General features: G+C 71.5%; 13 protein-coding genes and 1 tRNA gene. 11 read left to right on the plus strand and 3 right to left on the minus strand.

The window, feature by feature from the left end; translation table 11 throughout:
- Position 1: 1 nt before the first annotated feature.
- The 8 genes from C6C15_RS05270 (at position 2) to C6C15_RS05305 (ending at position 8,412) form a co-directional block, all read left to right on the plus strand.
- Positions 2–661, plus strand: a complete 660-nt coding sequence (locus C6C15_RS05270) for an O-methyltransferase (protein ID WP_105949469.1) — start codon at positions 2–4, stop codon at positions 659–661.
- An 87-nt stretch (positions 662–748) separates the two neighbouring features.
- Complete coding sequence (gene eno, locus C6C15_RS05275; RefSeq protein ID WP_105949470.1) at positions 749–2,029, plus strand: phosphopyruvate hydratase; 1,281 nt, start codon at positions 749–751, stop codon at positions 2,027–2,029.
- 77 nt (positions 2,030–2,106) lie between these two features.
- Positions 2,107–2,643: an FtsB family cell division protein gene (locus C6C15_RS05280; RefSeq protein WP_199787694.1), complete on the plus strand. Its 537-nt coding sequence runs from the start codon at positions 2,107–2,109 to the stop codon at positions 2,641–2,643.
- A gap of 47 nt (positions 2,644–2,690) precedes the next feature.
- Complete coding sequence (locus C6C15_RS05285) at positions 2,691–3,233, plus strand: DUF501 domain-containing protein (RefSeq protein ID WP_060921983.1); 543 nt, start codon at positions 2,691–2,693, stop codon at positions 3,231–3,233.
- Positions 3,230–4,549 (plus strand): S8 family peptidase, encoded by a 1,320-nt coding sequence (locus C6C15_RS05290; RefSeq protein WP_060921984.1) that lies wholly within the window; start codon positions 3,230–3,232, stop codon positions 4,547–4,549. The genes C6C15_RS05285 and C6C15_RS05290 overlap by 4 nt, the downstream gene beginning before the upstream one ends.
- A gap of 25 nt (positions 4,550–4,574) precedes the next feature.
- Entirely contained in the window at positions 4,575–6,104 is a 1,530-nt protein-coding gene (locus C6C15_RS05295) for an NAD(P)/FAD-dependent oxidoreductase (protein WP_234024221.1), read from the plus strand.
- Positions 6,105–6,268: 164 nt separating this feature from the next.
- Positions 6,269–7,342: a hypothetical protein gene (locus tag C6C15_RS05300; RefSeq protein ID WP_105949472.1), complete on the plus strand. Its 1,074-nt coding sequence runs from the start codon at positions 6,269–6,271 to the stop codon at positions 7,340–7,342.
- Positions 7,343–7,539: 197 nt separating this feature from the next.
- Entirely contained in the window at positions 7,540–8,412 is an 873-nt protein-coding gene (locus tag C6C15_RS05305) for a cation-transporting ATPase (RefSeq protein ID WP_105949473.1), read from the plus strand.
- Between the two features lie 4 nt (positions 8,413–8,416).
- On the opposite strand, the gene C6C15_RS05310 is transcribed toward C6C15_RS05305, so the two are convergent.
- A tRNA-Leu gene (locus C6C15_RS05310) sits at positions 8,417–8,489 on the minus strand.
- A gap of 65 nt (positions 8,490–8,554) precedes the next feature.
- On the opposite strand from C6C15_RS05310, the gene C6C15_RS05315 reads away from it, so the two are divergent.
- The 3 genes from C6C15_RS05315 (at position 8,555) to C6C15_RS05325 (ending at position 11,763) form a co-directional block, all read left to right on the plus strand.
- On the plus strand, positions 8,555–9,799 hold the full coding sequence (locus C6C15_RS05315) for an alanine racemase (RefSeq protein ID WP_105949474.1): 1,245 nt from the start codon (positions 8,555–8,557) through the stop codon (positions 9,797–9,799).
- Positions 9,796–11,109 (plus strand): D-arabinono-1,4-lactone oxidase, encoded by a 1,314-nt coding sequence (locus C6C15_RS05320; protein ID WP_105949475.1) that lies wholly within the window; start codon positions 9,796–9,798, stop codon positions 11,107–11,109. Before C6C15_RS05315 ends, C6C15_RS05320 begins: the two co-directional genes overlap by 4 nt.
- A gap of 87 nt (positions 11,110–11,196) precedes the next feature.
- Positions 11,197–11,763, plus strand: coding sequence for a LemA family protein (locus C6C15_RS05325; protein WP_060923320.1), 567 nt, complete (start codon positions 11,197–11,199; stop codon positions 11,761–11,763).
- Positions 11,764–11,772: 9 nt separating this feature from the next.
- Here C6C15_RS05325 and C6C15_RS05330 read toward each other — a convergent pair whose 3' ends face one another.
- Entirely contained in the window at positions 11,773–12,672 is a 900-nt protein-coding gene (locus C6C15_RS05330; protein WP_105949476.1) for a hypothetical protein, read from the minus strand.
- A complete protein-coding gene (locus C6C15_RS05335) occupies positions 12,669–13,928 on the minus strand; it encodes a winged helix-turn-helix domain-containing protein (RefSeq protein WP_105949477.1) in 1,260 nt (419 codons plus the stop codon). Before C6C15_RS05335 ends, C6C15_RS05330 begins: the two co-directional genes overlap by 4 nt.
- Positions 13,929–13,962 lie beyond the last annotated feature (34 nt).

Raw genomic sequence — 13,962 nt, forward strand, 5'->3', positions numbered from 1 at the left:
CATGGAATCCACTCCCGCCGCCTGGGCCCGCGCCGACACCTTCCTCGCCGACATGCTCGTGGGCACGGATCCGGCTTTGGAGCACGCGCTCGAAGCGCAGCGGGCGGCGGGGCTGCCCGAGATCGAGGTCGCCCCGGTCGCGGGGAAGCTGCTGAACCTCCTCGTACGGATGAGCGGCGCGCGCCGCGTGCTGGAGATCGGGACCCTCGGCGGCTACTCGACGATCTGGATGGCCCGCGCCGTCGGTCCCGAGGGGCAGGTGATGACGATCGAGGCGGAGGCCGACAACGCCGCCGTCGCCCGCGCGAGCATCGATGCCGCCGGGGTGGGGGACCGGGTCGACATCCGCGTCGGACGAGGAGCCGATGTGCTTCCGACCCTCGTCGGCGGCTTCGACCTCGTCTTCATCGACGCCGACAAGGAGTCGAACACCGTGTACCTGGACTGGGCCGCGAAGCTGGGTCGCCCGGGCACCGTTGTCGTGCTCGACAACATCGGCCGCGACGGCGAGATCGTCCGCGACGACTCGACGGACCCCAAGGTGAACGGCACCCGCGCGGGGCTGCGGATGCTCGGGGAGGACCCGCGCTTCGACGCCACGGCGCTGCAGACGGTCGGGATCAAGGGATGGGACGGCATCGCGCTCGCCCTCGTCGTCTGACTCCGGCGCCCCGCCCCGCCGGGGATAGACTGGGCGCGGATCGACGACGCTCCACACACCCTTCCATCCTGAGCAAGGAGCACATCAGTGGCACTGATCGAGGCTGTAGGCGCACGCGAGATTCTCGACTCGCGCGGAAACCCGACCGTCGAGGTGGAGGTGCTCCTCGACGACGGCATCGTGCAGCGCGCCGCCGTCCCCTCCGGTGCCTCGACCGGCGCCTTCGAGGCGTACGAGCTGCGGGACGGCGACAAGAGCCGCTACGGCGGCAAGGGCGTGCTCAAAGCCGTCGAGGCGGTCATCGACGAGCTCGGCCCGGCCATCGAGGGCGTGGAGGCGAGCGAGCAGCGCATCGTCGACGAGATCCTCATCGAGGTCGACGGCACGGACAACAAGAAGCGCGTCGGCGCCAACGCCATCCTCGGCGTGAGCCTCGCGGTCGCGAAGGCCGCCGCGGACTCCGCCGACCTGCCGCTGTTCCGCTACCTCGGCGGTCCGAACGCGCACGTGCTGCCCGTCCCGCTGTTCAACGTCATCAACGGCGGAGAGCACGCTGACAACGGCATCGACATGCAGGAGTTCTTCCTCGCCCCGATCGGCGCGGAGACCTACTCCGAGGCGCTGCGCTGGGGCGTGGAGACCTACCACGTGCTGCGCGCGGAGCTGAAGGCCGCCGGCTACGCGACGGGTCTCGGCGACGAGGGCGGCTTCGCCCCCGACCTGCCCAGCAACCGCGAAGGCCTCGACTTCCTCGTCAAGGCGATCGAGAAGGCCGGCTTCACGCCCGGCACCGACATCGCGCTCGGCCTCGACGTCGCCGCCACCGAGTTCTTCAACGACGGCGTCTACCGCCTCGACAACAAGGACTGGGACGCCGAGGCGCTCACCGAGTACTACGTCGGGCTCGTCAACGACTTCCCGATCGTCACGATCGAGGACGCGCTCGCCGAGGACGACTGGGACAACTGGAAGCACCTCACCGAGGCGCTGGGGTCGAAGGTCCAGCTGGTCGGTGACGACCTGTTCGTCACCAACCCGCAGCGTCTCGCCGACGGCATCACGCGCGGCGTCGCCAACTCGCTCCTGGTGAAGGTCAACCAGATCGGCACGCTCACCGAGACGTTCGACGCGGTCAGCCTCGCGCAGCGTTCGGGCTACACGGCGATGCTCTCGCACCGTTCGGGTGAGACCGAGGACACGACGATCGCCGACCTCGTGGTCGCCACGAATGCCGGCCAGATCAAGGCGGGTGCCCCGGCGCGCAGCGAGCGCGTCGCGAAGTACAACCAGCTGCTGCGCATCGAGGAGGAGCTGGGCGACGCCGCGGTCTTCGCCGGGCGTTCCGCCTTCCCGCGCTACCAGGGCTGAGCACCCGCGACAGCAATGACGCCGCATCCGCGGCAGGACCGCGCCGCCCGGATGGCGACAGAGACGAAGGAGGAGCCGTGGCACGACGACCGGCTCCTCCTTCGCCGTCTCCCGGGCCTGCGACAGCGCGCCGCGCCGCCTCGACATCGCGGCAGCCGCGGGGTGGTGCGACGGCCGCCCCTCGCGTGGACGTGCGCGAGTGGGCATCGGGCATCCGGCTCTCCGCCTTCTCGGTGATCATGCTCTCCCTCGTCGTGCTGGGAGCCTGGGTGCTCGTGCCCACGCTCGGCACCTTCATCGACCAGCGGCAGAAGATCGCGGCGCTGGAGCAGTCGGTGCAGGTGAGCGAGGACGAGATCGCGGCGCTGACCGCGGAGCGTGAACGGTGGGAAGACCCTGCGTACATCACCACGCAGGCCCGCGAGCGCCTCTACTACGTGAAGCCGGGCGAGGTCGTGTACCTCATCGACAATGACCTCGATCCGTCCACCCTCCCGCGCGAGCAGGATCCGGTGAGCGACACCCTCGAGGAGAAGCCCGCCGACTGGATGCCGCAGCTGCTGCGCACCCTCGTCTCCGCGGGCTTGAGCGACACGGCCGCCGCCCCCGGCTGAACGCTCGTTCCGAGCATCCTCCCGGCCGGCTCCCCTACGCTGGTGGGGTGACCAACCCGCCGTTCCCCGCGCCCACTTCCGCCGAGCTCGCCGTCGTGTCGACCCAGCTCGGACGACCCGCACGCGGCGTCGTCGGCATCGCGGCGCGCTGCCGCTGTGGCAACCCCACGGTGGTGGCCACCACTCCGCGGCTGCCGGACGGGACGCCGTTCCCCACGTTCTACTACCTCACGCATCCGGCGGCGACCGCGGCGATGTCGACGCTCGAAGCGAACCAGGTCATGCCCGAGCTCGCGGCGCTGCTCGCGGAGGACGAGGCCGTGGCCGCGGCGTATCGGTCCGCCCACGAGGCGTACCTCGCGGACCGCGCGCAGTTCGGCGAGGTGCCCGAGATCGACGGGATCTCCGCCGGGGGCATGCCGACGCGAGTGAAGTGCCTGCACGCCCTCGCTGGGCACGCCCTGGCGGCGGGTGCCGGCGTGAACCCGATCGGTGACGCAGCTCTCGCTCGCAGCTCCTGGTCGCCCGAGGTCTGCCGCTGCGAGGAGCCCGGAGCCGCCCTCCGCGACGATCCGGCACGCTCGGCATGACGCGGCGACGGATGCTGCGCGGCGCCGTCGCCCTCGTGGCGGTGGCGGCATCCGTCCTGCTCCTCGGGTCGACTGCGACCCCGACCCCGACGCCGCCGCCGGTCGCCGACGACCCCGCGGACCCGGTCCGTGCGGCGGAGTATTGGCTGGACGGTGCAGGGATCAGGGACGCATGGCAGACGACGCGCGGAGAAGGCGTCACCATCGCCGTCATCGACACCGGCATCGGCAAGGTCCCGGAGGTGTTCGGGGACGCGGTGGTCGGCGGGACCGACGTCTCCGGTGCCGGCACCCCGGACGGCCGCACGCCGCTGGGCGCGGTGGACGGCAACCACGGATCCTGGGTGGCTTCCCTCGCGGCGGGGCGCGGCAAGGCTGACGGCACGGGCATGATCGGCGTCGCGCCGGAGGCCGACCTGCTGTCGGTCTCGGTGGGCTTCGGCGCCGCGGCAGCCGTGCCGTTCACCGAGCAGGTGGCGAAGGGCATCCGATGGGCGGTCGATCACGGTGCCGACATCATCAACCTGTCGTTCACGACGAACACCCTCGACTGGGACGAGAGCTGGGACGACGCGTTCCTGTACGCCTTCGAGCACGATGTCGTCGTGGTCGTCGCCGCCGGCAACCGGGGGAGTGGCACGAACATCATCGGAGCGCCCGCCACGATCCCCGGCGTGCTCACGGTCGGCGGTGTCGACCAGACCGGAACGGCCAGCATCGAGGCATCGACGCAGGGCATCACCATCGGGATCTCGGCGCCGAGCGAGGGGCTGCTCGGGGTGTCGGCGGACGGCGAGGTCGTCTCGTGGAGCGGAACCAGCGGTGCGGCTCCGATCGTGGCAGGTGTCGCGGCGCTGATCCGCTCGGCGCATCCCGACATCTCGGCGAACGACGTCATCAACCGCATCATCAAGACGGCCATGCCGGTGGCCGACGCACAGAAGCCGCGAGACCCGCTCTACGGCTTCGGGCTCGTGGACGCGGACGCGGCGATCTCGGCGAACATCCCCTCCGTGAGCGAGAACCCGATGGGAGATCTGGCGGAATGGGTGCGGCTGTTCCGTCGTGCAGACAGCGTGCCCACGCCGGAACCGTCTCTCGGCCCGGTGGAGATCCCGCCGCTGCCGGACGCCGACGCCCCGACCGAGGCCGGTTCACCGCTGCTTCCCAGCGCCGATTCCCTGCGCTACGGTACCCTGCCGCTCATCGCCCTCACCGTCCCTGGTATCCTGGTAGCGCTTGGCGTCACCGCAGCTGCCCGGCGCATCCGATCGGCGCGCGTTCCCGTACGCCACAATCCCGACTCCGAGGAGTAGTTCTTCTGTGCCTCAGAACAGCACTGTGCCCAAGATCCTGATCGTCGGCGGAGGGTACGCAGGTTTCTACACTGCGTGGAAGCTCGAGAAGCATCTGCGCAAGGGCGAGGCCGACGTGACCATGGTCGACCCGCTGCCGTACATGACGTACCAGCCGTTCCTCCCCGAGGTCGCCGCGGGCTCCATCGAGGCCCGTCACTCGGTGGTCGCGCACCGCCGTCACCTCAAGCGCACCCACGTGCTCACCGCCAAGGTGACCAACATCAACCACGCGCAGAAGGTCGCCACCATCACGCCGCCCGTCGGCGAGCCGTACGAGTTCGCGTACGACCAGATCGTCGTCACCGCGGGCGCCGTCTCGCGCACGTTCCCGATCCCCGGCATCGCCGACAACGCCATCGGGCTCAAGACGATCGAAGAGGCCGTCGCCATCCGTGACAAGGTCATGTCGAACTTCGACAAGGCTGCCTCCCTCCCCGCCGGTCCCGAGCGCGACCGCCTGCTGACCGTCGTCGTCGTCGGCGGCGGCTTCGCCGGCATCGAGGTCTTCGCGGAGCTCCGCTCCCTCGCGTCCTCGCTGGTGAGCAAGTACCCGCAGCTGTCCTTCGAGGACACCCACTTCCACCTCATCGAGGCCATGGGGCGGATCATGCCCGAGGTCTCGTTGAAGACGAGCGAGTGGGTGCTGAAAGACCTCGCCAAGCGCGGGGCCAACGTCCACCTCGACACCCAGGTCAAGGGTGCCATCGACGGCAACGTCGAGCTCTCCACCGGCGAGGTCATCCCGACGGACGTCATCGTGTGGACCGCCGGTGTCATGGCCAACCCGACCGTCGTGCGCGGCGGTGATCTGCCGGTGGAGGAGCGCGGTCGCATCCAGACCCGCGCAGACCTTCGCGTCGGCACGCCTGAGGCGTTCGTCGAGGGGGCCTGGGCCGCGGGTGACGTGTCGGCCGTTCCCGACCTCTCGGGCGGCGGCGTCGGTGGCTTCTGCGTCCCGAACGCGCAGCACGCCGTGCGCCAGGCGAAGCTCCTGGCCAAGAACGTCGTCGCCGTGCTCCGCGGCGAGGACCCCAAGGAGTACTTCCACAAGAACCTCGGCGCTGTCGCAGGTCTCGGCCTGTACAACGGAGTCTTCCAGTCCGGCAAGATCGCGCTGAAGGGCTTCATCGCCTGGCTCGCGCACCGTGGCTACCACGGTCTCGCCATGCCGACGTGGGAGCGCAAGTGGCGCGTGCTCTGGGGCTGGTGGAACAACCTGTGGCTGGGCCGCGACCTCGTGAACCTGCAGACGGTGCAGAACCCGCGGTACGTCTTCGAGGAGTTCGCCGCTCGCCCGCGTCCCGCGGCACCTGCGGACGCGGCCCCCGCGTCGGCCGCTCCGGCCGCGAAGGCGCCGGCCGCCGAGAAGCCGGCTGCTGCGCCTGCGGCGGAGACGCCGGCGGAGATCAAGAAGCCGGCGGCCAAGAAGCCGGCGGCCAAGAAGGCTCCGGCCGCCAAGAAGGCTCCGGCCGCATCGGCGGATGACTCGGTGGAGACCGCCGCGGTGAAGTGACCGCACGGTTCTGAGAGGAGGGCCCCGAGCGCACGAGCGCCGGGGCCTTCTCCGTTCCCGGCCGTAGCGCGAGTTGGCGACGTAACATCTCACATTGTACGCTCGCAGAGTGCTCGGGAGGGGCGTTTACCACGCAACCCCGGACGACGCTGGGAGGAGGTCCGGTGAGCGCGCAGGGGGGAGAGCCGCCGACGGTCAGTGTGTCGATCCGGGCGGCTTCGGGCCAGGAGAGGCGCGCAGAGCAGCTCGCGGAACAACTCGACGGTGCTTTCGTCCGCATCTGCCGAACGGGGGCGGATGCCGGAGCCTTCGCCGAGGCGTGGCAGCCGTGGACCCGACGGGCGACCCACCACATGGTCCTGGACGCCGCAGTGCGCCCGCACCCGCGTCTCGTCGCGCAGGTGCACGAAGCCGTGGGAGGACGGCCCAGGGCCGCCCTGCGGTTCTTCACCCCCGGAGACGGCTATGCCTCGCACGCCCTCCGGCTGGCGGCTTTCGCCGGCTATCCGTGGCTCCTGCCGCCCGGACCCGATCCGACGTCGATCGCCGTGGTGCTGCCGATTCCCGAGGCGGCGGAGTTCGCCCGTTCCGTCCCGGCGGGCGACGACACTCCTGAGGGCGTGCTGCTCCAGCGGTTCGCGGAGGAGCGAGGACTCGCCCTGCTCGCGAGCACAGCCGATCTCGTGCAACGCGACGGGCCGGGGGCGCACGCTCCGGCCACCGCCTTCCTGCCCGCCGCGGTCGCCCCCGCGGAGTGGTGGCGACAGGACACGCTCCAGGCGCCACCGCTGATCCCTGTGGTGCATCTGCGAGACGGGCAGCCGCTGTCGTACGAGGCTGTGCCGGGTACGTCGGACGGCTGGCGGCTTCGTCCGCGCCGAGATGTGCCGACACCGCACGCCCGCCGGTTCGCGCGGGTGATGCACGAACGGCTTCTGGGCACGGAGGTCGCTCGCAGCCACCTCCGGGCGGCGGCTGTACTCCTCGGCGTGGCGGGAGTGCTGCGCGACCAGCTCCTCCTCGCAGCGGCGTGGGGGCGGCCGTCCGAGGGGTTCGGCGCGGCCGTAGCCCGGGAATCGGCGGCGACCCTCGCACTCGGGACGCTGGCGGAGGCCGTTCCGGCAGCGCGTCGTCCGGACGGTGCGGCGGAGCTCCGGGAGACGTTCGAGGCGCTGTACGAGGAGATGACCGCCATCCTCCGCGGATCGCCCCGGCCGGAGCGTGGAGCCGATCCATAGGCCGCCTCACTAGCGTGTGGAGGGCAAGGGGAGTACTCCCGTCTGCAGCGACGTCGTCATGACGGGCATGTCATCGTGCCCCGGCCCGCTGGCCCGCGAGGGTGGAGGAGACCTTGGCGCCCGCATCGCGGGCTGCCCGGAACCTTGCGTCGACCGACGTCGCGGAGAACGGCGGCCCGTCCCACGAACGGACCCCCATGTCGAAACTCTCCCGCCTGATCCGCCTGGCCACCGACGCCCTCGATGCGAAGGGTGCGAGCCCCGCCGCGAGGGGCGGGGAGGGCTCCCGTTCCTCGACGGATTGGAGCGGGATGATCCGTGGCGCCGTGGATGCCGTCCGTGGCCCCGGTGCCGAGGGGCCGCGCCCGAACACCCCGTCTCCCGCCTCGTCGTCGGCCGGCGGCCCTGCCGCGGGGCGACCGTCGACCTCGTACGCGCCGCCGCCTGCCCCCGGTTCCGGTGGTCGGCCGGACACCTCCGCGGCGGACCGTGCGGCCATCGCCCGGTACGACTACCTCCTGCAGACGGCGGACCCGCACCGCGTCGAGCAGATCCATCGCGAGGCCTTCGCCCGTCTCACGCCGTCGCAGCGGGAGCAGGTCGAGGCCCGCATGCGAGCCGAGCTCCCCGCCGAAGAGCGACCGCGCTCCTCCTCCGCGGACGACCTCGCCCGCGCGGCGGGCCGCGCCGAGGCGATGCAGCCGGGCCGTCTGCGCGGCCTCCTCTCCCGGGTCCGGGGCGCCGGCGCGGGTGGGGCCGCGGTCGCCGCCGGCGGTGCGGCGGTCGGCCTGCTGGGTGTGGTGGCCGGCGGGGCCGTCCTGAGCACCGTGGCGGCACCCCTCCTGGAACAGGCTGCAGGCCTCGGGGTGGACTTCGACGCATGGGCGCAGGGCATCGACATCGACGCCCTCGCCTCCGGCGTCGACGTCGATGCGCTGGCCGGTGGCGCCGACGAGATGCTCGGCTCGGCCGGCGAGGCCGTCTCGGGACTCGGCGAGACGGCGACCGGCTGGGGAGAGCGGCTCGGCGATCTCGGCATCCCGGGGATCGGCGACATCCTCGGCCGCTGACGGGTGCCCCCGCTGGGACTCGAACCCAGACTGAAGCGATTTTAAGTCGCCTGCCTCTGCCATTGGGCTACGGGGGCCGCGCCGCCAGCCTATCGTCGGCGGGGTCGTGACCCGGGCGGGGCTCAGGCCGTAGGGTGGGGGAGTGCTCGACCTCACCGACGAACTGAGCCCCGTCCCGGGTGGCCCTGTGGTCGCCCCCGAATGGGAGGACCCGGGCCGCTACTGGCCGCGCTTGTCGGCCGCGACCGGGCATCTTCCGGCCCCGGTCGCCGTCATCGATCGGGAGGCGCTGCGCTACAACGCCATGGATCTGCTCGTCCGTGCCGGCGGTCTGCCGATCCGGGTGGCGTCGAAATCGGTGCGGGTGCGTGCCGTCCTCGATGCCGTGCTGCGCCTCCCCGGATTCCGCGGCATCCTCGCCTTCACGCTCGAGGAAGCCCTCTGGCTCGCCGAGACGCACGACGACATCGTGCTGGGCTATCCGACCGTGGACCGGGCCGCCCTCGAACGGCTCTGCGCCGACGAAGAGGCCGCTCAGCGCATCACCCTCATGATCGACGACCCCGTGCACCTCGACCTCGTCGACAGCGTGGTGGCCCCCTCGGCGCGCCCGGAGCTCCGGGTGGCGATCGACGTCGACGCGTCCTGGCGATCGCCGCTGCTCGGGCACATCGGCGTCCGCCGGTCGGCTCTCTTCTCCGCAGGCGAGGTCGCGGCGTTCGCGCGGAAGGTCGTGGCACGCCCCGGCTTCCGCCTCGTGGGATTGCAGATGTATGACGCCCAGATCGCCGGACAGGGTGACGCCGGCCCCGATGGGCCGCTGATCCGCCGCGTTCAGGCCCGCTCGCGCGACGAGCTGCGGGAGCGGCGGGCGCAGATCGTCGCCGCGGTCGGTGCGGTGACGTCCCTCGAGTTCCTCAACGGCGGGGGTACCGGCTCCCTCGAGTTCAGCGGCAGCGACGAGTCCCTCACCGAGGCCAGCGCGGGCAGCGGCCTGCTCGGAGGGCACCTGTTCGACGGGTACCGATCCTTCCACCCGGCGCCGGCTGCGGCTTTCGCCTTCGACGTCGTGCGCCGTCCTGCGGCCGACATCGCCACGGTGCTGGGCGGCGGCTGGATCGCCTCCGGGCCCGCGGTCGCCTCGCGACAGCCGCACCCGGTATGGCCGGCGAACCTCCGCACGCTTCCGCGGGAGGCGGCAGGCGAGGTGCAGACGCCGCTGCGAGGACCGAGCGCCGCGACGCTCGGCGTCGGCGATCGCGTCTGGTTCCGTCATGCGAAGAGCGGCGAACCGGCCGAGCGCATCGCCGCCTACCATCTCGTGTCCGGCGACGAGGTCATCGACGAGCTGCCGACGTACCGCGGCGAGGGGAAGGCGTTCCTGTGACGAGAATCGGCGGCACCTGGCAGAACTGGGGCCGGTCGGCGTCGGTGCGCCCGGTCCGAGTCGAGCGGCCGCGCAGTCCTGAGGGCGTGCAACGTGCCGTGCGGGCAGCGGTGCGACAGGGACTCACGGTCAAAGCGGTCGGCGCCGGTCACAGCTTCACCGGGATCGCCGTCGCTCCCGGTGTCCTCCTGGAGCTCGACGACCTGCAGGGACTCGTATCCGCGGACGCAGCGAGCGGGCGCGTCACGCTCCTCGCCGGCACCCGGCTGCACCGCATCCCCGGGCTGCTGGCGCGCTACGGACTCGCGATGGAGAACCTCGGCGACATCGACCGGCAGTCCATCGCCGGGGCGATCTCCACGGGCACCCATGGGACCGGCGCGGGCTTCGGCGGGCTCGCCACGCAGGTGGTCGGCGTGACTCTGATCACCGCGGACGGCGAGTTCCTCCGCATCGACGAAGCCCACAGCCCCGAGCTGCTGCCCGCGGTCGCCGTGGGGCTGGGAGCGCTCGGCATCATCGTCGAGGTGACGTTGCAGTGCGTGCCGACGTTCGTGATGCATGCGATCGACGAACCCGTGCCGATGGAGGAGGTCCTCTCCACGATCGATGAGCGCGTCGCCGCGGCCGATCACTTCGAGTTCTACTGGTTCCCGCACACCGACGTCGCGCTGACCAAGCGCCAAACGCGTCTGCCGGAGTCGACGCGACGCCGGCCCCTTCCTCCCGTGGGCCGATGGGTGGACGAGACGCTGCTCGCGAACGGCGTGTATCGCGTCGTCTGTGCGGCGGGACAGGCTGTTCCGGCGATCACGCCTCCGTTCAACCGGCTCGCGGTACGACTCACCGGGGACCGCGAGTACACCGACCTGTCGAACCGCGTGCTCACCCAGAGCAGGACGGTGCGATTCCGTGAGATGGAGTACGCGCTCCCGGCGGCGGACGTCGTGCCCGCGTTCCGCGCTCTCCAGGACCTCATCGACCAGCGCGGCTGGCGGATCGAGTTCCCGGTGGAGGTGCGGTTCGCGGCGGCAGACGACCGCTGGCTCTCGACCGCGTACGGTCGCGAGACCGCCTACATCGCGGTCCACCGGTACTGGCGGGCGGACCCGACCGCCTACTTCGGCGCGGTGGAGGAGATCATGAGCGCGCACGGCGGTCGCCCGCATTGGGGGAAGCTGCACACGCTCACGCACGAGACGCTGCGGGAGCGGTATCCGCGCTTCGAGGACTTCGTGGCACTGCGCGACCGCCTCGATCCGGACCGCCGATTCTCAAACCGTCACCTGGAACGCGTGCTCGGGCGCTGATCGAGTGGGGCCGGAGACTCTCGTCCCCAGTCCACGTGCAGGCACCGCGTCTAGGATGAGAGAAATACGGGAAAGGGTGGGGCACTGATGGAATGGCTCGTGCCGGTACTGATCGTCGTCGGGGTGATCCTGCTCGTCGGCGTGTATCTCTGGGCGACGTACAACTCGCTGGTGCAGCTGAACGTCCGTGTGGACGAAGCCTGGAGCGGCATCACCGTCCAGCTCAAGCGCCGGGCCGACCTCATCCCGAATCTCATCGAGACGGTCAAGGGCTACGCCTCGCACGAGAAGGCGGTGTTCGAGAACGTCACCCGCGCCCGCGCCGAGACTCTCTCCGCCGGCAGTCCCGGCGAGGCGGGGATCGCCGAGGGGCACCTGCAGCAGGCCCTGCGCAGCCTCTTCGCGGTGGCCGAGGCCTACCCGCAGCTGCAGGCCAGCCAGAACTTCCTCCAGCTTCAGCAGGCCGTCGTCGACACCGAGGACAAGATCCAGGCCGCGCGGCGCTTCTACAACGGCGGCGTCCGCGAGCTCAACACCAAGATCAAGGTGTTCCCCAACAACCTCTTCGCCAAGGGGCTCGGCTTCACCGAGCGCGAGTTCTTCGAGGTCGCCGACAGCGGCGCCATCTCCGAGCCTCCGCGCGTGCAGTTCTGATCCTCGCCCTCACCACACGGTGAGGGCGAGTTCGTCTGCGGTGATGTCCACGCCACCGCGCACGCTCCACGCGGTGCTGCGGTAGGTGGCCGTGCGCGCGTCGCCGTCCTGGCCGGTGCCGGTCACGGTCGCCTCGAGGATGCCGTCGTCCGCGGCGAACGCGGTCGGGGTGAGCACCACCGCAGGGAACCGTTCGACACGGAACGCGATGTCGGAGATCTCTCGGAACTCCGTCCCCCACGGGATCCGGATGCCGCAGTCGTCGGGGACCGCGGTGCCGTCGGCGGTGCAGGTCTTCAGGTAGGCCTCGAGCTGGGTCTGCGCGGCCTCCGTCGCCTCCGGCCGGAGCTCGGCGGTCACGCTCGCGGTCGCGTCATCCCCGGGGAGCACGACGGCGTCGGTCGTGCCGGTCAGCAGGGTCCGAGGCGCGGCCGTCACGGGGTACACGCCGGGGAGCAGCGCGGCGTCTTCGTCCACCGGGAGGACTGCACCGCCGACCTGCACAGCCGTCCCGATCGTGGTCGTGGTGCGGAGGGCGCCGAGGCCGGAGCCATCGACGGCCCACCCGCCGCTGCCCGGCGTCAGCCGGAGGTCCGCCTCGTGCTCGTCCCCGTCGAGCCGGAAGCGCACCGTCGCGGACGCGCCACCGTCTCCCTCGCGGACATCGGTGACCTCGGCATCCTGGATGGTCGACGACGCTCCGGCGAACGCGGTGAGGGCGGCGTCGGACACCGCGGTCCCGGTCGCCGCGACCGCCTCGGGATCGCCCGACTCCAGTGCGTGGAGATAGGCCAGCGTTGCTTCCTCCGCCGTGGGCGAGCGGAGCGCGGACAGCCCGAACCACACCGCCCCCGCGACAGCGACGGCTACGATGGCACCGCCCACGAGCCACCAGCGATGACGGCTCACGCGACGCCCTCCCGGACGTGGACATGACGACGCACCGTGTCCGGGGCGGTGGAGGCGAGTGCGGTGTGGACGGCCGCGGTCGCATCGCCCCATCCGGAGACCGACACCTGTTCGAGACCCTGCCACTGCGCGGCGCGCAGGAGCTCCGCCGCGATAGCCTCGGCGTCACCGGGACGCGCCTGCGGCTCCCACCATGCCGACTGCACCTGCAGCGTGGACGTGCCGCGGTCGGCCTTGAGGTCGACCCGTGCCACGATCCGGTCGCCGACGAGGACGGGCAGCGAGTAGTAGCCGTACCGGCGCTTCGCCGCCGGCACGTAGATCTCGATACGGTAATCGAGCTCGAACGCCCGCAGCGCACGTTCCCGGAACCACACCACGGGATCGAACGGGGTCAACAGGGCGGCGGTCTCGACCCGGCGCGGAAGAACCGCGTCGCGATGCCGCCAGGCGGGCAGGGGCCGGCCGCCGCGTTCCCAGCCGCGGACGGTCACGGGTTGCACTTCGCCGGCGTCGACGAGCTCGGCGATCGCCCCGGTCACGGCGGCACGGTCGCGGAGGCGGTAATAGTCGGCCAGGTCGGCCGCCGTCCCGACGCCGCTGGACCGCGCGGCGCGTCGGACGAGCTCGCGGACGGCGTCCTCGCGCGGGATCTGGCGGGACCGGATGCGCTCGGGGATGACCTGCTCGGCGAGGGCGTAGGTGCGCTCGAACCCCCGGCGTCCGCTCACAGCGACGTCGCCCGTGCGCCACAGGTGCTCGAGGGCGAGCTTGACCTCGTCCCAGTCCCACCAGGTGCCGCGCTCGCGCGGGGCGTCGGCACGGAGATCGACCGGACGGAGCGGTCCCCGCGCACGGAGCTCGTCCTGCACCCACTGCACCGTCCGGGCATTCGTGCGGAGCCAGGAGTCCTCCGCGGACCAGCGCCGCCGGAAGTCGTCCATGCGGAACCGCCACAGGGGCCAGTCCTCGACGGGGATGAAGGTCGCCTCGTGAGCGAGGTACTCCACATAGTGGGTCGTGCGCGACAGGAAGAGGCGGTCGAGGAGTGCGGGATCGTAGGCGCCGAGCCGGGAGAACAGCGGGACGTAGTGCGACCGGGCGAACACGTTGACCGAGTCGATCTGCAGCACGCCGAGCCGGTCCATCACCCGGTGCAGATGGCGACCGGAGACGGTGGCCGGGCGCGCGCGGGTGAAGCCCTGCGCGGCGAGGGCGATCCGTCGTGCCTGGGCAGGACTGAGGGTGTCGGTCACGCCGCCAGCGTATCCCCGCTCTCCGACATCGTCC

Origin of the sequence: Microbacterium sp. str. 'China' (assembly GCF_002993305.1) — a bacterium.
Lineage (GTDB): Bacteria > Actinomycetota > Actinomycetes > Actinomycetales > Microbacteriaceae > Microbacterium > Microbacterium paraoxydans.